This window comes from Paenibacillus sp. Y951, from assembly GCF_056786395.1.
Genome location: NZ_JBXCIY010000002.1, coordinates 85630 through 105156 on the forward strand (window position 1 = coordinate 85630; position 19527 = coordinate 105156).

General features: G+C 38.9%; 22 protein-coding genes. 5 read left to right on the top strand and 17 right to left on the bottom strand.

Annotation, left to right across the window (positions count from 1 at the left end; genetic code table 11):
* The first annotated feature begins 4 nt into the window (after window positions 1–4).
* Complete coding sequence (locus AC1TPB_RS03110; protein WP_482075148.1) at window positions 5–1270, top strand: MFS transporter; 1266 nt, start codon at window positions 5–7, stop codon at window positions 1268–1270.
* Window positions 1271–1466: 196 nt separating this feature from the next.
* Here AC1TPB_RS03110 and AC1TPB_RS03115 read toward each other — a convergent pair whose 3' ends face one another.
* The 5 genes from AC1TPB_RS03115 to AC1TPB_RS03135 all read right to left on the bottom strand — a co-directional run bounded on the left by AC1TPB_RS03115 (window position 1467) and on the right by AC1TPB_RS03135 (window position 6119).
* Window positions 1467–2309 (bottom strand): YitT family protein, encoded by an 843-nt coding sequence (locus AC1TPB_RS03115; protein WP_482075149.1) that lies wholly within the window; start codon window positions 2307–2309, stop codon window positions 1467–1469.
* A 146-nt stretch (window positions 2310–2455) separates the two neighbouring features.
* Window positions 2456–3454 (bottom strand): siderophore ABC transporter substrate-binding protein, encoded by a 999-nt coding sequence (locus AC1TPB_RS03120; protein ID WP_482075150.1) that lies wholly within the window; start codon window positions 3452–3454, stop codon window positions 2456–2458.
* Between the two features lie 25 nt (window positions 3455–3479).
* Window positions 3480–4238: an iron ABC transporter ATP-binding protein gene (locus AC1TPB_RS03125; protein ID WP_482075151.1), complete on the bottom strand. Its 759-nt coding sequence runs from the start codon at window positions 4236–4238 to the stop codon at window positions 3480–3482.
* Window positions 4235–5176 (bottom strand): iron chelate uptake ABC transporter family permease subunit, encoded by a 942-nt coding sequence (locus AC1TPB_RS03130; protein WP_482075152.1) that lies wholly within the window; start codon window positions 5174–5176, stop codon window positions 4235–4237. The genes AC1TPB_RS03125 and AC1TPB_RS03130 overlap by 4 nt, the downstream gene beginning before the upstream one ends.
* Entirely contained in the window at window positions 5166–6119 is a 954-nt protein-coding gene (locus tag AC1TPB_RS03135) for an ABC transporter permease (RefSeq protein ID WP_482075153.1), read from the bottom strand. The genes AC1TPB_RS03130 and AC1TPB_RS03135 overlap by 11 nt, the downstream gene beginning before the upstream one ends.
* A gap of 808 nt (window positions 6120–6927) precedes the next feature.
* Between AC1TPB_RS03135 and AC1TPB_RS03140 the strand changes: the two genes are divergently transcribed.
* The 3 genes from AC1TPB_RS03140 (at window position 6928) to AC1TPB_RS03150 (ending at window position 9687) form a co-directional block, all read left to right on the top strand.
* Window positions 6928–7572, top strand: a complete 645-nt coding sequence (locus AC1TPB_RS03140; RefSeq protein WP_482075439.1) for a GntR family transcriptional regulator — start codon at window positions 6928–6930, stop codon at window positions 7570–7572.
* A 147-nt stretch (window positions 7573–7719) separates the two neighbouring features.
* Window positions 7720–8787 (top strand): mannonate dehydratase, encoded by a 1068-nt coding sequence (gene uxuA, locus AC1TPB_RS03145; RefSeq protein ID WP_482075154.1) that lies wholly within the window; start codon window positions 7720–7722, stop codon window positions 8785–8787.
* A gap of 36 nt (window positions 8788–8823) precedes the next feature.
* Window positions 8824–9687: an SDR family oxidoreductase gene (locus AC1TPB_RS03150; RefSeq protein WP_482075155.1), complete on the top strand. Its 864-nt coding sequence runs from the start codon at window positions 8824–8826 to the stop codon at window positions 9685–9687.
* Between the two features lie 92 nt (window positions 9688–9779).
* On the opposite strand, the gene AC1TPB_RS03155 is transcribed toward AC1TPB_RS03150, so the two are convergent.
* From AC1TPB_RS03155 to AC1TPB_RS03195, 9 genes are all read right to left on the bottom strand, one after another.
* Window positions 9780–10067 carry a HesB/YadR/YfhF family protein gene (locus tag AC1TPB_RS03155; RefSeq protein ID WP_482075156.1) on the bottom strand — a complete coding sequence of 96 codons (288 nt, stop codon included), beginning with the start codon at window positions 10065–10067 and terminating at the stop codon, window positions 9780–9782.
* Window positions 10068–10133: 66 nt separating this feature from the next.
* Window positions 10134–11360, bottom strand: coding sequence for an RNA-guided endonuclease IscB (gene iscB, locus AC1TPB_RS03160; protein WP_482075157.1), 1227 nt, complete (start codon window positions 11358–11360; stop codon window positions 10134–10136).
* Window positions 11361–11701: 341 nt separating this feature from the next.
* Complete coding sequence (locus tag AC1TPB_RS03165) at window positions 11702–12031, bottom strand: DUF3024 domain-containing protein (protein ID WP_482075158.1); 330 nt, start codon at window positions 12029–12031, stop codon at window positions 11702–11704.
* A 352-nt stretch (window positions 12032–12383) separates the two neighbouring features.
* On the bottom strand, window positions 12384–14033 hold the full coding sequence (locus tag AC1TPB_RS03170; RefSeq protein ID WP_482075159.1) for a PH domain-containing protein: 1650 nt from the start codon (window positions 14031–14033) through the stop codon (window positions 12384–12386).
* Window positions 14026–14505, bottom strand: coding sequence for a PH domain-containing protein (locus tag AC1TPB_RS03175; RefSeq protein ID WP_482075160.1), 480 nt, complete (start codon window positions 14503–14505; stop codon window positions 14026–14028). The genes AC1TPB_RS03170 and AC1TPB_RS03175 overlap by 8 nt, the downstream gene beginning before the upstream one ends.
* A 24-nt stretch (window positions 14506–14529) precedes the next feature.
* A complete protein-coding gene (locus tag AC1TPB_RS03180) occupies window positions 14530–14991 on the bottom strand; it encodes a hypothetical protein (protein ID WP_482075161.1) in 462 nt (153 codons plus the stop codon).
* Between the two features lie 36 nt (window positions 14992–15027).
* Entirely contained in the window at window positions 15028–15453 is a 426-nt protein-coding gene (locus AC1TPB_RS03185; RefSeq protein WP_482075162.1) for a hypothetical protein, read from the bottom strand.
* Window positions 15450–15710 (bottom strand): hypothetical protein, encoded by a 261-nt coding sequence (locus tag AC1TPB_RS03190; protein WP_482075163.1) that lies wholly within the window; start codon window positions 15708–15710, stop codon window positions 15450–15452. Before AC1TPB_RS03190 ends, AC1TPB_RS03185 begins: the two co-directional genes overlap by 4 nt.
* Window positions 15691–15840 (bottom strand): hypothetical protein, encoded by a 150-nt coding sequence (locus tag AC1TPB_RS03195; protein WP_482075164.1) that lies wholly within the window; start codon window positions 15838–15840, stop codon window positions 15691–15693. The genes AC1TPB_RS03190 and AC1TPB_RS03195 overlap by 20 nt, the downstream gene beginning before the upstream one ends.
* Before the next feature lie 168 nt (window positions 15841–16008).
* Between AC1TPB_RS03195 and AC1TPB_RS03200 the strand changes: the two genes are divergently transcribed.
* Window positions 16009–16200 (top strand): hypothetical protein, encoded by a 192-nt coding sequence (locus tag AC1TPB_RS03200; protein ID WP_482075165.1) that lies wholly within the window; start codon window positions 16009–16011, stop codon window positions 16198–16200.
* Here the strand turns inward: AC1TPB_RS03200 and AC1TPB_RS03205 are convergent.
* From AC1TPB_RS03205 to AC1TPB_RS03215, 3 genes are all read right to left on the bottom strand, one after another.
* The gene (locus AC1TPB_RS03205; protein ID WP_482075166.1) at window positions 16189–17082 is read right to left on the bottom strand and encodes a hypothetical protein; all 894 of its coding nucleotides are present in this window, start codon (window positions 17080–17082) and stop codon (window positions 16189–16191) included. The two genes, AC1TPB_RS03200 and AC1TPB_RS03205, sit on opposite strands and share 12 nt — an antisense overlap.
* 91 nt (window positions 17083–17173) lie before the next feature.
* Complete coding sequence (locus AC1TPB_RS03210) at window positions 17174–18115, bottom strand: hypothetical protein (protein ID WP_482075167.1); 942 nt, start codon at window positions 18113–18115, stop codon at window positions 17174–17176.
* Complete coding sequence (locus AC1TPB_RS03215) at window positions 18115–19461, bottom strand: ATPase, T2SS/T4P/T4SS family (RefSeq protein ID WP_482075168.1); 1347 nt, start codon at window positions 19459–19461, stop codon at window positions 18115–18117. The genes AC1TPB_RS03210 and AC1TPB_RS03215 overlap by 1 nt, the downstream gene beginning before the upstream one ends.
* Window positions 19462–19527 lie beyond the last annotated feature (66 nt).

The following is a 19527-nucleotide window of genomic DNA, read 5'->3' on the forward strand; positions in this document are numbered from 1 at the left end:
ATCTATGAAAAAAACTTGGCTGCTTGGCTTCGGATTTTTCAGTATTAGTCTAACATGGGGATTATATAATGCTTTCGTCCCATTATTTCTAGATAACTACATCGTAAAAAGTGCGACGCTCGTTGGATTTCTAATGACGATAGATAATTATTTCGGTTTATTTCTCCAGCCACTCATTGGCCGGAAAAGTGATAAGACCGATACAAAAATCGGTAAACGAATGCCTTATCTTCTTATAGGAATGCCACTTGCAGCTATATTTTGTGCCTTAATACCGATACATACAAGCTTTTCTTTATTAATCTTATTTATGGTACTTATGAATTTATCGATGAGCCTTTATCGTTCACCAACCGTCTCTCTCATGCCCGATATAACTGAACCAAGCAAACGTACACAAGCCAATGGAATTATTAATCTAATGGGTGGTATTGGTTCAATATTTGCCTTTACTGTAGGCTCTACACTTTATGATCAGCATATTGCATTACCTTTTTTAACGTCTTCTGTTCTTACATTAATGAGTTTAGTTATTCTAATTGTATTTATTCGTGAACGTCGTGATGCGATTGAATATACTCCACAAATTCCACAGCAGCAAGCAGCAGTCAATCATGAACGTGTATGGGGAAGAGCTCATGTACTATTGGCAAAAGCGAAACAAGATCTATCTACTTACTCTCAAGAATGGACATTGCCAACGCTATTCCTACTAGGTGCTATTTATTTCTGGTTTTTCTCATACCAAGGAATCGAAGCGTTATTTACACTATACGGAAGAAAAGAACTTAATTTGTCAGATACACAATCATCGTTCTCGCTGGCCTTTTTCTCGTTAGCATTTGTTGCAGCCGCTATACCTGCAGGCTACTTAGGTCATAAATACGGTAAAAAGAGTACGATCATGTTTGGCGTTATCGGACTTATTATCGTTTTCTCTGCTATTTCTTATGTTGACTCTTTACTTACATTAAGAGTACTACTGCTCGTAGGCGGTATTTTCTGGGCATTAATTAACATTAACTCCTATCCATTCGTTATTGCACTAGGGAAGGAGAGTAGTATCGGTACTCGTACAGGAATATACTACATCGCCTCATCATTAGCTGCATTATCTTCTCCGCCATTAATGGGACTTATTGTCGACTTACTTGGATACTCCTACCTGTTCTACGCAGCAGCAGTTGGAATGCTAATAGCATTATTATTTCTATTTGGCGTCAACGATAAAGGTCATTCGAAGCCAGCAGCATTACATCGTTCAATGTAATCGATCTACTATCATCATGAAATAACGTCGTTAAACGAATAAGAGGTTGATACTGCATAGTTTGAATGCAGTATCAACCTCTTTCATTATTCCATAAAAATTCGAGATATCCCCTAATTACAATAAAAATTCAAAATATTCGGCTGTCAGCATAATCATCGTGATCACCGTCGGAGATTTTGAATATCCTCTTATATTAATGTGCCGTTTCTCTGAAGCTGCCGCCTACTACATCTGCTACAGATTCAACTGCCATAAATGCATTGGAATCTGCTACTTGCACGAGCGACTTTAATTTGGAAAGTTCAATACGTGAGACGACACAGTAAATTACTTTCGTATCCACTCTAGAATAACCACCCGATGCATGTAATAGCGTCGTTGTACGACCTAGACGATCAACGATTAGTTGAGATATTTCTTCATATTTCGTAGAAATAATCATGACCGACTTCGATTCATTCAAGCCCTCAACAACGATATCAATCACTTTTATCGCTATATAGTAGGTAACCATCGAATACATCGCTGAGCTCCACTCGAATACAAAGCCCGCTATAACAAATATAACTACGTTAAATACCATAATAATATTACCAACCGAAACTTTGAACTTTTTCGATATTAAAATGGAAATTACTTCAATCCCATCCAAGCAACCTCCATAGCGTATAACGAGCCCAACTCCCATACCAAGCACCATACCACCAAATAGTACTGCTAATAGTTTATCATCCGGAAACGGGCCAGAATTGTGGAGCAGCGCCGTTGTCATCGACATAACTGCAATGCCATATAACGTAGAAAATGCAAAGCCTCTGCCCAATTGTCTGTAGCCGAAAATGAGAAATGGAATGTTAATAATAAACAATAAAATACTTAATGGCAGTGAGGTAAGATGCGACAGCATAATCGAAATACCAGCAATTCCACCATCAATAATGTTATAGGGAACTAGAAATTTTTCAAGTGCAACCCCCATCATTATTGCACCAATGGTAATGAATATAACTCGTTTGAATAGCTCTCCTTTGGACATTTTACGCACTCTCCTTATCTTTCCACGAGTACACTTGTCATATACGGTATTATTTATTTTACTATTACTTTTTCTCAATTGCAAAAAAAAAAACAGTTCCTAAAGCAATAATATTGCTTTAGGAACTGTTCAATGGACGTGCTCTATTATTTTACTGCTGCATCAATATCTGTAACCATTTTCTCAACAGAGATTAATCCGCCACCAGATAGGTACCAGTATTGAGGATCAAGATAAGTGATTTTACCTTCTTTGAATGCATCAGTGTTTTTCACAAGATCATTTTCAACAGTATCTTTTGCATTACCTTCTCCACCAACTGCCGCAGTACGGTCGATAACGAATAGGTAACCTGGGTTTTTCTCAGCAATATACTCAAATGTAATTTCGTTACCATGTGTAGAAATATCAAGTTTATCATCTACAGCTGGAACACCTAGCACATCATGAATGAGACCAAAGCGAGAACCAGGACCGTAGGCACTAATTTTACCTTCATTAGCTAGAACGATTAAACCTTCTTTATCCGTTGCAGATACATTAGCTTTAACATTGTCGATAACTTCGTTAATTGCAGCTAATTCAGTAGCAGCTTGCTCTTCTTTACCGAAGATTGTAGCAAGTGTATTAACATTGCTCGTGAATGAGTTTAAGTAGTCAGCGTTATCAACGCCCATGTAGATTGTTGGAGCAATTTTACTCAATTCTTCGTAAGCATCAGATTGACGTCCAGAAATAATAATTAGATCTGGCTGGGCACCATCAATTGCTTCGAAATTAGGCTCTTTCAAACCACCAGCGTTCATATAATCGCTACTTGCATATTTTTCAAGGTATGCAGGCAGTGAATCTTGTGGAACAGCTACGATAGATTCAACACCTAGACGATCCAAGGTATCAAGTACACCAAAGTCAAATACAATTACTTTGCTTGGGTTGATTGGTGCATCAGTTTCACCAAGTAAGTGAGTTACTTTAACACTAGTTGCTGCTGGCTCTGTAGAATTTTCTGGAGTAGCTGTAGGTGTATTAGTTGCTCCACCAGTTGCTCCGTTATTTGGAGCATTATTCGTATTGTTGCCACATGCTGCCATTACAATAGCCATTACTAATACTAACATCATCATTGATAAATTCTTTTTCATTACTTTTCTCCACCCTTTTTATCTATTATTTGAAATACACACCAATACGATTGCCATGGATAACTTCTATTGGAATATTCATATCGTAAATGCTTTCTAATACAGGTCCATCAATAATTTGTGCTGTCGGACCTTCTTGCACAATTTTTCCATCCTTCAGAGCAACAATATAATCAGAATAACAAGAAGCAAAATTGATATCATGGATGACGATAACAATCGTCTTACCGAGCTCCTCAACAAGTCTTCTTAACACTTTCATAATTTGAACGGAATGTTTCATATCCAAATTATTAAGTGGCTCATCAAGTAATATTACTTCTGTATTCTGTGCAATAATCATCGCAATGTATGCTCTTTGATTCTGCCCACCACTTAATTGATCAAGATAACGATCTTTTAATGAATTTAGATCCATATAATCAATTGCTTCATCTATGAATTTCCAGTCTTCTTTCGTCAATTTACCTTGTGAATAAGGAAATCTTCCGAAACTGACAAGATCGCGAACGGTTAAACGCATGCTGATATGGTTAGATTGCTTTAGAATCGAGATTTTGCGCGCCAAATCTCCCGTTTTCCAAGCACTCACATCCTTACCATCAATTGTAACTGTACCGCTATCCTTCGTTAGAAGTCGGCTTATTATAGATAGTAAACTACTTTTACCTGCTCCGTTAGGGCCAATGAACGAAGTGATTTTTCTTTCTGGGATGTTCAATGAAACATTATCTACGACAGCCTTGCCACCATAGGTTTTGGTAACATTACTTACTTCAATCATGCTTTAGCCTCCTTTAGCAACAAGTATATAAAGTACAAACCACCTACAAAATTGATTAGCACACTTACGGTAGTACTGAAAGTGAACACACGTTCAACAAGCAGTTGACCACCAACAAGTGCAATGACGCTTATACAAATCGATGCAGGTATTAATACTGCATGACGATAGCTTCCCATGAAATGATAAGCAAGATTGACAACGAGCAAGCCTAGAAATGTAACTGGACCGACAAGTGCCGTACTTACAGAGATCAATATTGCAATAATAAGCAGCATTCCTTGTACCGTTTTTGCATAGGGTACACCTAAATTCACTGCATGCTCTTTCCCCAACGACATAACATCTAAATACTTGTTATATCTGATGGAATATAATGCGACCAGCACAATAATGACAGTTGCTAAGATAAGCAGATCAGAATTCACATTATTGAAGCTTGCAAACATCTTCCCTTGAAGAATTTGAAATTCATTCGGGTCGATAAGAACTTGCATAAAGGTAGATATACTACCAAACATAGTGCCCATTACGAGCCCGACTAGCAATAAGAAGAATAAGTTTCTACCTTCTCGTTTGAACAATAAGCGATATAGTACTACAGCAAACAACATCATAAACACCGTAGATAAACCGAAGTTCATATATTTATTTACTGCAGGGAAACTCATAGAACCAAATACGAAGACGACAAATGTTTGAAATAATAAGTATAAAGAATCTAGACCGATCACACTCGGCGTCAAAATTCTATTATTCGTCATCGTTTGAAAAATTAGCGTCGCGTAGGCAATTGCACCACCTGTAATAATAATGGCAAACACCTTTTTCAATCGGCGCGGTAATGCGTAATCCCAATTATGTGGAAGATCTAAAAATACAAAAGCAATAATAATAGCAATCATCGTACCGAATAATATCATCAACTTAACTTTCATAAACTCTTCTCCTCATTAGCAAGTAAAGGAATAAGATACTACCGATAACTCCAACAGTTAGCGCTATTGGAATTTCATACGGGTAGATCACAATCCTTCCAATAATATCACAAGCTAACAAGAATATCGCACCCATTAAAGCGGTATGAACTAGTGATCTTTTCAAATTATCGCCCATGTATAAGGAGACGATGTTAGGTACAACTAATCCCAGAAATGGTATCGCACCTACACTTAGAATAACAACAACAGATACAAGTGCTACAATAATCAAACCGATATTTACTACTCGTTTATGATTAAGACCTAGATTGGCTGAAAAATCTTCACCCATACCGGCAATTGTAAATTTATTCGCATATAGATACGCTACAATAAGTAGTGGAACGCTAATATAAATCAATTCATAGCTACCTGACATGACGCTTGAAAAGCTTCCTTGTAGCCAAGATGAAATATTTTGAATGAGGTCGTTTTTATATGCAAAAAACGTTGTAACTGAGTTAATAATGTTACCGAACATTAAGCCAACAAGCGGAATGAAAATCGCATCCTTAAACTTAATTTTCTCGAGTAACTTCATAAATAGAAACGTACCTGCCAGAGCAAATACAAAGGCAATAAGCATCTTCTCCATCGTTGATGCAGAAGAAAACATTAGCATAGCCACCATAATACCTAATTTGGCAGAATCATCTGTACCTGCAGTTGTAGGCGAGACAAATTTATTGCGACTTAACTGCTGCATAATAAGACCCGCAACACTCATACTTACACCAGCAATAATAAGACTAACTAGACGAGGTATACGAGTAATTGTCATCACTTGGAGTTGCTTCTCCGATAAATTAAAGAGCTCAAATATAGAGATATCAGTTACACCAACAAACAGTGATATGATAGATAGTGTCATTAGAATAAATACCAAATGCCATACTTTCATGTCTTCCCTCTAATCTCTTCTCTCAGATAGATAATCATTCTCAGTTGTTACTAATAATAAAACTCGTTCATAGTTTCAACGAGTTGAATAATTACGTTTATATTGATAATCATTCTCACATATAAACTTATCATTACCTATAGACTTCGTCAACAACTATTGTAGGATAACGTCTAACAATTTACATCGTGTGACTAAGTTATGAATAACTAAAGTAATTCTTATACAATAATTTGAACATTTTAACTTAACGTTTACTGAAAGTTTTTTTGTTGATCGTATTAGTAGAAACAACTCAATACTACAGCTTTTAACAATACGACAAGGTTCAACGCACTATTCAGATCTCGACGAGATAAAAGTTTCACCCGAGCGGACACAGGATCCGTTATTTGCGAATTTTAGGGTCGAATGACATTTTGGCGGACACAGAGGCCGTTATTTGTCCTAAATGGAGTCCAATTGCATCTAATAGTGTGAAATAAGTGCATCTGTGTCCGGTTAGTATCGAGAATAGAGGCATACATAGCAAATAAGGTCTCTGGTGTCCGTCAATCGAGTGAAGCAATCAAAATCAACCTTATTTAATATTCAAGCGCTGATTTTGGTTTTGAGCCAACACTAATTAGCATCTTCTCAACCTTTAACTTGTATGGTAGTATGTAAGTAATAATGTAAGCACTTTCTTGCTTCTACTTTCGCTTCTGCTTTGGAAGCTACTTATTAATTACAAAAAGTAAATCAAGCTGTTAATAAAAAAAAATGGAGGTGTTTCATTATATCCAAACCATCAAGTGATACACGTTCTATTCGTGATCAGGTCTACGACGCATTGAAACAACAAATTATTACACTCAAAATTTTACCAGGAACTTCTCTTTCTGAAAATGAGATGGCAATCCAATTCAATGTAAGTCGTACTCCTGTTCGTGAAAGCTTTGTTAGATTAGCACAAGAAGGACTCGTTCAAGTATTACCACAACGTGGTACGCTCGTGTCATTAATTGATCGTTCACTTGTAGAGGAAGCTAGATTTATGAGACTACAATTAGAATGCGCAATTATTGAGATTGCTTGCAACGATTTTCCCGAATCATCTCTAAATGAGCTAGCAATGAATCTTTCGAAGCAAAAAGCATTGTTAGAATATGAAGATAGCGATCATATCTTCACTTTAGATCAGCAATTCCACTTCATTCTTTTTGCTGGAGTGAACAAGATTCATACTTGGAACACGATGAGCCAGCTTACCATTCATCTGGACCGCAGTCGTAAATTACGTCTACTCGATAATAATGACTGGAAACAAATTTACGAGCAGCATTGTCAAATTTTCGAAGCTATTCAGAAAAAAGACGCTACGTTCGCGATACAAGTAATGAAGCAGCATCTTAACCGCGGTGTAGATGATTTCGCTATGCTGAATCAAAAGTATCCTGATTATTTCATCTAAGTTTATGCTTTCGATGCTACTTTTCATTTACGAGGTAGTTTCTTATGTTTGTATCATGAAAAGCTAAGTTTATGCTTTCGATGCTACTTTTCATTTACGAGGTAGTTTCTTATGTTTGTATCATGAAAAGTTTTAGGAGGATTTATTATGCGCATGACATTTCGTTGGTTTGGTGAGGGTAATGACCCTATTCCTTTAGAACATATTAAGCAAATTCCTGGTACAGAAGGTATTGTGTGGGCTCTTCATGATATTCCTGTTGGCGAAGAATGGCCTATGGAACGTATTCAAGAAGTTAAATCTCTGGCGGATGCTGCTGGACTGCATATCGATGTTGTTGAAAGCATTAATGTTCATGAGGATATTAAGTTAGGCTTACCTTCGCGTGATCAATATATCGAAAACTATAAAAACACGATTCGCAAATTAGGTTCTGCTGGTGTAAAAGTCATTTGCTATAATTTCATGCCTGTATTTGACTGGTTACGTACGAACTTGTTTGAAGAGCTAGAAGATGGTTCGACTGCCCTATTCTTCGAAAAGGCAAAAGTGGCAAATTTAACACCGCATGAACTTGTTGCTTATTTTCAAAGCAGCTCAACATTCCAACTTCCTGGGTGGGAGCCAGAACGTCTAGAACAATTATCGGCTACTTTGGAAGCTTACCAAGCTGTTGATGAAGAAAATCTTTGGAGTAACCTAGCTTATTTCCTTGAAGCAATTATTCCTGTTGCAGCTGAATCAGGTATTAAAATGGCGATCCATCCCGATGATCCTCCTTTCTCATTGTTCGGCTTACCCCGTATTATTACAAGCCAACAAAATTTACGCCGTTTCTTGAAACTTGTTGATCATCCTGCTAATGGACTTACACTTTGCAGCGGTTCATTGGGCGTCAATCCTAACAATGATATCGTATCGATGATACATGAATTCGGCGACCGTATTCCGTTTGCACATATTCGTAATGTTCGTGTAGCTGAAAATGGCGATTTCATCGAAACCTCTCATCGTACTCAGGATGGTACTGTTAATATTGCTGGTATTGTGAAGGCCTACTATGATATCGGGTATACGGGATATGCCCGCCCCGACCATGGCAGACATATTTGGGGAGAGCAATGTCGTCCCGGATATGGACTGTATGACCGTGGCTTAGGGATTATGCATTTGTGGGGGCTATGGGACGCCTATCATTACGCATCAAAGATGTAGTTCAATAAAACAACAGTTTTAGGGGGAGATTTGATCATGTCTACTAATCAAGAACAAACGATTCATCCTTCGCTTGCTAATAAGGTAGCGGTTGTAACTGGCGGTTCGGGGGTGCTCTGTGGAGCAATGGCCATTGAGCTGGCTCGTCAAGGAATGAAGGTAGCTGTACTAGGCCGTACTGTTGAAAAAATCGAACGTGTTGTAGCAACGATTATTGAGCAAGGCGGCATCGCTATTGGCGTACCTTGTAATGTAACCGATACACAAAGCGTTACTGAAGCAAGCCAAGTCGTTGAGCAAAAACTTGGGCCATGTCATATTCTAATTAATGGAGCTGGCGGTAATCAAGCAAGTGCGAATACGACGAATGAAACATTTTCCATGGAGGATATGAATAATCCTAATGTATCATCATTCTTTGATCTGCAGCCAGATGGCATTCGTCAAGTGCTTGATCTGAATTTCGTTGGGACACTTATTCCATCACAAGTATTTGCAAAACAAATGCTTACCGTTGAAAACCCAGTGATCATTAACCTATCTTCAATGAGTGCTCCGTCTCCTATGACAAAGGTTCCTGGTTATAGTGCAGCAAAAGCAGCTATTGAAAACTTTACCCAGTGGCTAGCTGTTCATATGGCTGATGCAGGTATTCGCGTTAATGCGATTGCCCCTGGCTTCTTCCTTACCGAACAGAATCATAAGTTACTTGTGAATGAAGACGGTTCTCTAACGGATCGCTCTAACAAAATAATTACACATACTCCAATGCGACGTTTCGGTAAACCAGATGATTTATTAGGTGTATTGCTATGGCTTTGCGATAATAGTGCATCTGGCTTCGTCACAGGGATTACTGTGCCGATCGATGGTGGATTCATGGCCTACTCAGGCGTATAATATGAAAAATCTCGCTAGAACTGTGATACAGTTTTAGCGAGATTTTTAACATCTATAGTAGAACAGCATACACAAAACATACTAAGCTTTGACTATTGTACACTCATCTTAATCTCTTCAGTGGGTGCATCGAAAGAAACCGTCAAATCCTTCTCTTCCAAATACCATAAATTATCCTGCTCAATGAAGAAGTTTACACCTTCCACTTCTTCCAATAGTCCAATCTCACGTGGTTGATCCTTCATTACTCCTAATGATAGTCCAGGATGAACGCTACCACAGCCGCCTAATCTAACATAGATACGAACATGATCTCCCTGCTGTAATTCCATCTCTGATTTGTACCAGCTTGCTGCTGATTGTTCAACGATTAATTTCATAAAAATTTAGGCTGGCGGAAACTCGTGACTTCCGTCGTGAGAGGAGCCAGCCGGCACTTCCCTTCTCTAAGTTATTTGGGCGAGTAGTGTACTGGCCTTTTCTACTACTCGCAGCTTCTTGTAACTTGCACTTTTGTGTACGCTTGTCCCCTCAATGGTTCGTAGATCAAAGTAGCTCGTTTGTCGTCGACCAAATATGATGCACTCGATTCCTTCAAAAAGGACTTTATCAAACAGCTGAAAATCTTTTACGAATCGTTCCGCTTTATTCGCTTTTCGATAGCCACCTTTGGCGATGGTCATTTGGTGTAACTGCCGATTGTTTTTGCGCACTTGCTTAAACAAATAACTATTGGGGGATGGTTTTGCAAGTGGATTGCCACTGATACACCGAGCATCTACGACGTGAGCTTTCTCCAAGTCATGGCGAATACGTGTGTTTTTCGTTTGAAATCCATACGTGTATTGAACGTGTGGATACAACTCTTTCACTTGGCGATGTATAAACCATCGCATCACGGTCATTTGAGAGGCATCACGAAACGTAGTACTTTTACGTGTAAATAGATGCTCTTTCTCTTCTTCGTGGATCTTGTGATGACACGTTTCACACAGTGTAAGTAGATTATCTGGACTGTCTCCACCAGTTTTACGACTTTCGATGTGATGGACATTTAAAATCTTGTCTTTTGTTTTGCCCTTACAGTGCTGGCATAGATGCTGATCGCGAAAGAATACATACTCTCGCACATTCCAAAAACCTAGCTGATCTCCTTGTTGATACAAATCACCCGAAATCGTAGGGTTCTTAATCTTTTGAATGTCAAACTGTGCTACTTCAATCGTTACATTCGTAATCGGGAGAATGTTATGCACTTTGGTAATCATCTTTGTATGCATATCGACTTTGTTTTGAACGGATGGAGCGAGCCACCCTTTATCTTTTTTTCGATTTGAAAATCGTGGCTCACGGTAGCGTGTCTTTCTGCTTCGCCTGACACTTCGCAAAGTTCGGCGAGTAGCCAGTAGTTCTTGAATATCAGTACGCAGCTTCACTTCGCCCTCGAACAAAACCTGCCCTTCTGTTGTCGCTGATAGTCCGATATGCTTCGTACCAGCATCAACACCAAGTGAGATAGATTGCTTGTAACCGCTAGATCCGTATTGTAGTTGAATGGTAAATGGTGTTCGTTGCACAACTTTTGCTTTTCCTTGTTCCAATAGCTTACGTGCTTTTTGTGGTTTACAAGGCATAAGTGGCTGTCCGTGTTTATTTAGTACATAAACGAGCATATCGTTTACCTCCTTCGAGTTAGGTACTCTTCGCCAATGTTGTAGGTGCTTGCTCAGCATGCAACACCGCTCCTTTCCCTCAGAGCTTTTAATCACATGCGACAGTTGCATAGAACTAGAGTGGCATCCTATGGTGTCATGACACAAACAACGTAGTCAGTAAAGACTTAGGCTAGTCAATTGAGGCTCTTACAAGCCTACGACTTCAGTAGTGGGTTATTGACACCTCTGCACACCCTTCTATGATAATCATTATTTACCTATAGTTTAACGGTTATTGTGTAATAATTGCACTACATTACTACGACAATGACCAATTTATAACCAAATCAATTTCACCGTTATGACCAAAACATTCCACGTTCATTTTTTTCAACGATCGCTAATTGATTTTCAAAATTTTCATCAGCCATATAATCATCTACAAAATGCCATTTGTCCTTGCTATCTTGCCAATAAATCTTCCATTGGTCCTGATCAAGTCTGAATTGGGCGATAGCTCGCTGCACCCATTGCTCACTTCGAAATGCTGGTCTTTCTTCTATTAAAGTAACATTGTTTCCTCTAATTTTATAAGCTAATTTCATTTGATTGCTCAAATGTGCCGGTATTTTGTTACTTATATACTTATCCATTATTTTTCCAATACGTTTTTTTGTAAATTCGTCCATTCGAATCCCTCCTAAATTAACAACTACCTCTAACTGCTGTAAACTTCCCCTTACTTAATAATCATACTATATGCTTATACTAAAATAAATCACTATTCTATTCAACAGCTATAGACGCACTTCAATGATTCACAAAGTGCGCCTCGCAACTTACTTACTTACTTACTTACTTATTTATTTACTTACTTATTTACAATAAAGGTTCAAACAGTGGGCTTTCAGAACCGAGAGGATGGAACGCTACTTGAGAAAGACGGAAGCGCAAGTGTACGTGGTTGGTACAAGCGAACCGTACTTTCCAAGTTCGTTTCATATTCGATGTCGAGTATGCTCCGAAGCCTAGTCATCGTTATCAAAGCCCGCTGTTTGAACTTCCTCGACTATACCAATTCCATACCGACTCAACATCTCCACGACGTAGGCTTCGAACGGAATAAGAAAATACACTGCCGAGCACCTTTGTACTAATCGATATTAGTCCAAGCTTCCGTTGACGTGGTGATTCTTTTACCTTCAGTGTTACAATATGTTTTCTAGCTACGAAATAAGTCGTGCGAGTAATGAATCGGTTACGCAACACTAATTCATTATCTTCAAGCCATAGCCCAGCAGAAACCCGACAGCTATTAGCCCACATCATCACAACTGGATACAATAACAGCATCCATAACCCCGTATATTGCCATAGCCAAATACTAATACCGCAAATAATAGTTACGATGATCATTGGTAATAACGCATACGTTATCAAACCTTGAATAGGAACACCACTAAGCTTTTCCTGAATCTTGATGTTGCGACTAGGTATTAACTGCTCAATAATGGCTGACATATCCTTCTTACGAACAAAAGGATGAATAACAAGCTGTTCCTTATTCGCATCGGATGTAATGACCTGAACTTTTAACTCTGCATAGCCTAATAGTTGGCGAATTGGATTTTCATCCATAATAATTGCTTGAACTTTACCTTCATTGAAGACATAACTTTTCTTCTCCAGTAGTCCATACTTAATCGATAACTGCTCCTTACTACGTGTAATATGATAGTCTCCAAATTTTATCACATACAATGCAATAGACAACAGCCACACGAATAGCATTACTACTATAACTGGAACAATAATAATTTTGAATGATAAGCCATTATAATCATCCAAGTACTGATTATAATTAAATTCAGGAACTACGAATCTAATGAAATCATCGGCAAATGAGAATATCCCCACAATGAAAATGATCGCGTAATTCAAATTCAATGAAGTGAGAGCAGCTTTTAGCAATTGTCCTATAGATAACTTCATATTGTAATCCAGTTGTTCTTGCATGATATGAGCGTTGCCTGAATAAGCAGTTTCCATCTGTTCAGCTACAGACTGCTGATGGACGGTTTCCATTTGTCCTGTTACTGGCAGCTGCCGAGCAGCACTTTCCTGCTCGCTTTTAGCTTGTAATGAACGATCAGCATCCAAATCTGGCCGCTCCATACTAGCATTGCTACTACGTTCTTTCTCTGTAGGCAATGGAGCTATTACGCCACCTTCGCGAATGATCGCAGCATAATGCTTCAGCTGCTGTTGTAACTCAATAGCCTGCGTAAGTGGTAATACTCTTAACTCACCTTCCGCTTTACCACTTTTTCCACCAGGAGTTTCTATTTGCAATTTCGCAACACTGAACACCCGATGAAGCAGTGGCTGCTGTACATTTACAGAATGAATTCGATTATAGTAGATTACCTTTTCTTCCTTATTGAATACTCCGCGCATAATAACAATGCGATCTGATTCTAAGTAGAAACTGAACTTTTTCCATGTTAACCATCCGTACAGCAAGGAAAAGACTACAATAACGACAGCGCCTAGTAGCCCCCATAATGTATACAGCCACTTAAACTCACCACTATTAACGGATGCAACAAAAACAATTGGAATAAATACTCTAATCGTCCGCAGAAATCCAAAGAAAATATCTAGGCGTGATAGTTTACGTGGATTAGTCATGTAGTTCATCCACCTTCGCTAATTCGCCAATCTGAAGTTTCAGTGCCTCTGCATTCGATTGATGTAAGCCGCTGATCTCATGTTCCTTGGCCGCCGTAACAACTTTTAAGCTAGCAAGCTTATATTTACGCATAATCGGACCACTTCCAACCTCAACATGTTGCACGCGATTCATCGGTACGAGTATATTAGAGCGAAACCATATTCCAGATTGGATTTCAAGCTCCTCATCAAAAACTTCGAATGAAAAGCTACGATATTCATAAAATGGAACGACGTACGTAAAGATAACGAATGAGAGTATCCAGACCGCGGCTGCAATATAAATAGGAATCATAGTCCAATCGTTCATAATAATAACGATCAAGGCAGCAATAATAAGTAATAGAAATATTCCGTGAGTAATGTAGCTTGTGAGCTTAGATGCTTTCATATAATCTTTATGTAATTTCTGAGTAAGTTCACGATTCATCTATCCGTTGCCTCCTGCATTATATTATTGGAATACAAGTTGTGAGCTCCCAATTATATTCCATTCTACAGGATTATTGCTTGAAAATATACGCGGATATTTCATTCTAATAACAATGATAACTGCTGGTCGATCAAACGTAGTGCTGTAGCCGTATTCACTAAGACTATATTCATAGGGGTATGCCAAAGTTGCATCCAAAACTTCAAAATGAAGAAGCTCCACTCGCTCCCTTAGAAAAGACTGATCTGTTGGATTTCCACTTTCATCTAATCGTAAATTAGCATACATATACTGCGAGGCCATATTGAATGCTAATTCAGGCTCAATTGTAAATATCCCTTCACTAAGTAACTCCTCATCTAGCTGTAATGCCCCTGCATGCGCTGCATGATTAACAGCTTGCTTGCCTTTGTAGTAGGCTTTCATCGATAGCTCATGATCCAGCTGCTCGGAGTACATCATCAGCCAAATGACTAGCATCAATGGAATAATTAATAATTTATAGATGAGCGCTCACCTCTACTCCACATACTCACTCATCCGCAGGCCATAAGCCCGCATTAATTGCCCTTCGGGCACTGATTCGATGCCAATTAATGCATCAATCGCTGTTAACCGCTCATAGGGGTAGGATAAGGAAAGTACGATACCTTCTCCCCTGCCTACCCGATAACCATCATTGAGCAATAGTTGACCTGCCGTACTTGAAACCTCATATTGTAATTTCTCAGTCTTGAGACCGAATCTTGCTAATCTTCGCTTCGACTGATCAACCATATTACCGCTAATATAACCATATTGACCACTAGCACCAATCTCTAATAAATAATCGACCTCTTGCTGTAAGATCGCTTGTCTTGTTATGAGCACATGCTTGTAAATGGGAGAGAACATCATCCAACAAATAATAGTTGAAAACATAATGAATGCTAATATTTGCTTCATGCGTCAATCCCTCTTACATAATTGGTCAGCTGCGTATCAGACTGATCGAGTTGCTCCTTCACTCCATCCTCATCTTGAATCACCGTTAAGTAAATGACGAGCATCGTAAGCAGTAGTGCGCAAGTGACTACCATTTGTTTCATAAACATCCCTCTTTTTTTCAATTCGATCATTCGAGGAGTAATTAGTGGATTAATCGTAGCTTTCCAACTACCAACTAGCAAGCTATAACCCGCATTACGGTGTAATCTTGCCAATTTGTAAATTAGCAGCATTACCTTGTGATTGGATTTGAGCCTTCGTTCCTGTTCCATCCTTCGAAATAATACCGTTGAACAAAATCACAACGACAATTAACATCATCACCGTCATCAAAATGTTTTTCATCCCGTCACCTCCCTTCAATAGTTTAGTTTCATCTGCTGTATCAAGTACCCACAAAGCAAAACCCAGCAACGTGTACGGCACGAGTACACGAGCGGACATTCTCTCGCTCGAAGCTTTAAATAAAGGTTCAAAAAGCGGGCTTTCAGAATCGAGAAGATGGAGCGCTACTTGAGAAAGGCGGAAGCGCAAGTGTACGTTGTTGGTACACGCGATCCTACAATGTTTCTGCAAGAAACATACATCGGAAGCATATGCTATACTTTCCAAGTTCGCTCCATATTCGATGTCGACTACGCTACGAAGCTTAATCATCGTTATCAAAGTCCGCTTTTTGAACTTCCCCTCATATCAATTCATTAGCGATAGTAGCTTATTCACCTCTTGCACCCACGGATAAATAAATACTTGAAAGGTGTAGAGGATCGGTATACCAGCAATGACAAAGAGGACGTACGACGCAGTTTCTTTGCGGCCTTCCTTAGCTAACTCGATCGTATCCTTATAATCTAGTAATCTCGTTCTCAGCAATGTATAAAAATCTTCATTATTATGCTGCCTGAGCGCATCAATCGTATCAACAAAACTAATTCCTTCTTCCGTACCGATCGCGCGCTTAAATCGTTGCAAGGCAATAATCGGATCGTGATACCAATCGGCAAGCAATATTTCCATATCTTTGCGAAGCAAGCGACTATAAGGGAGACATTTTCGTAGTTTAGTATGAATATGAAGCTTAGAATCCGCAAAATAGAGAAGCTGACCACTAATCGCATAAATTTCCTTCGTAATGGAGTTGGCTCTTAACTGCCGATAAGCCCTTAGCCAATATTCATCCAAATGAATGGCGACGATAATACCTAGTAAAATGAACAATATGACCACTCGATTTGTATTCCAATGTAAGGGAATAAATTGCATTGATAGTAGAAATATCGCCATACTGATATAACCTGTCCATAATACAACTTGTCGCCAGAGCATATAGGCTACAATTGAATATTCAATCCCACATCCTGCCCATAATATTGCCCGTTTGCTTTGCCGAACTAGCTGTTCGTCTATCCTTACTAAGCGAAGTAGCTTCAGAGAAGGCTCGCGTTTATGCCATCCCCACAGCTTTCGTTCGATGGTGTGACTGCGAGATGATGAAGGAATACTTTGCAGTAATGCACCTATACAGATCGCTCCAAAAATAATTTGAGCCACAAATAATATCCAGTTAACCCATTGGAATTCAAACATCTCACACCTCCTACAACTTTTCATAAACTGCTCGATATACTTCTAGTTAATGAAAAGTACATCGAAAGCATATCCCATTTTGCTTTGCAGCCTAGCCCATCTTCTTACGCGATAAATAAATCCCCATAAGGAAAGATAGAAAGATCATCGTAATCATATGCAGTATCATTTCGCGGCCTGATTGGTCATGAAAGTAGTAATATAACGATTGCTCGCGATTGTACTTGAAATTTATAACGATAAATAAGAGCAGAAATAATATCGGTGTAAAGTTAGCAATTCTTATTTCTAATAGCTGATGTCTTTCCTGCTCATTAGCCCGCCTTGCAGCTCTCATATCTTGAATCAATTGTTTTAAGCTACTCGATATTGTAACGCCTTCCTGCAACGCTACCTTAATCATTTGCACAAAATAATCTGCCCATATATGACCAAGCGAATTAGCGAAAATATCTAAGCTTTCCTCGTCATTATCACGCACGCACAAATTACGATATAGCTGCTCAAATATCCCTTTCATCGGTCCAGCAATTCGATTTTCTTCAATAACCTTGGCAAGTGCTATTTTGATCTGACGTTCTCCTGTTATAAGATAACATTGGTAGAATAATTCTATTGCTGGTAGGAAATCAATTTGTGCCTCTAGCTGGCGATGAATAAGTAGCATTCTGAGCGTCATATATGGTATTCCTGCAACCATTGCCGAGCATAATATGGCACCCTTCATCGAACCGAACAGATACCAGCCGAGTACGCCCCCTACAAGTGCTATACTTAGTAGCCAGTGAAGGAATCGTTCTCCACTAATCGATAATCGTAATGTTTGTAGCAGATGATCGAGATGAGTAGTTAACTTGTGTACTGATTTTTGTACCCATGATCGATGATGTAACATTGGAGCTGTCACTACTGGCGTAAGCCGACTTTTACGACGCTGTCTTGTGAAGACGATCAGCATTAATTTCTCGATCATATACATAAGCAAAATAAACAATACTCCAACAATCGCTAACGTCATCACATGAAAAATCATTAACCTACCCCTTCCTCAATATGAGGCAGCTCGCGACGTATATAATTCCAATGAATCGTCCATTGATCTTGCTCTGGATCATATGTTACCCAATCCGTTACGCGAACATCATTGTTATCCCAATGCAATCTTCCTATTCTTGTAATGATACGTCGCCCATTAACAAGTTGAAGTTGAATACCAATCTCCGTGACAAACTGTGTAATTCGCTTAGCTAGACGATTAGCATCCATGCCCCTGCCATCAAGCATACACATATCTACAATCGCTTCGGGAACATCCTCTAACTGATTAGCATGTACGGTTGTCATACTTCCATGATGTCCCCGAGTGCAGGCGCGCACATAGATGTTCGCATCATCATCCCGTATTTCAGCATGAATAATACGTTGTGGAGATTGCCGCAGAGCTAGCTTGAAAGCTTGATTCGAGCTATGCAAATAATCATCTTCATTAATTTCATATTCGATAATATTACGATTCGGATAATCTCTACTAATCATCATTTCATAACGACCTTCAATAGTTACCAATCTTTCTTCGGCTGGCAGCTCTGCGATGCAGGCTTTCAGTAAATTTGTTTTCCCGGTATTCGTTGGCCCGATAAGCACCAGATTATAACGGTTTTGCAGTATCAATTGGAAAATAGTAAGCATACTCGGAGACATCATTCGATAAGGAGCAGCAGCTAATTGCGAGAGGGGAATATTACGGAGCGTGTAGAAGCGAATCGTCAACGTCGGAAGTGCAGTATATCCATGCCCTGTAATGGTTACACGTGAACCATCTCGCAGCATAACTTCCGCCCACCGCTTGCGCATATTAATATGATCATTGTTAAATAGCACCAAATTTTGTTGAATTCGTTCTACCTCTTTCAATTGTTCGAAGCGATATGGAGAAAGGCTTACTTCACCACGTATAATCGTATATATATTCGTACCTACCACTTGAATTTCCTCAAGCCCATCCGTATCTCTAATAATAATTTCTAACACATGCATTCCGACTACCTCGGAAAATATTGCTTCAGCAAGCGAGGGATATGGATGCTCATAATGTTCAATTTCATTAATATGAAGCTTTAACAATCGATCTGTAATAATGTTCAATATATACTGCCTTGCTGCTGGAAATCCAAGTACTGCTTGATTTAATGACTCACTATATTCTCTTCTTTCCTCCTCACTGAGGCCGCGCGGCGTACTCAAAAAACTACGCATCTCATTGCATAATGTTTGAAATTGAAGGGATGATCCATTATCTTTTGACTCAAAATCAACCTTTGCTTTGTGGCGAGACATAAATTCGATTGCTGAAAATCGTTTAATCTCATTGTCCGTCATATGAAATCACTCCTACAACTTTTTATTGACTTACTTATGAACAACTTGCTAATGAAAAGTAACCTC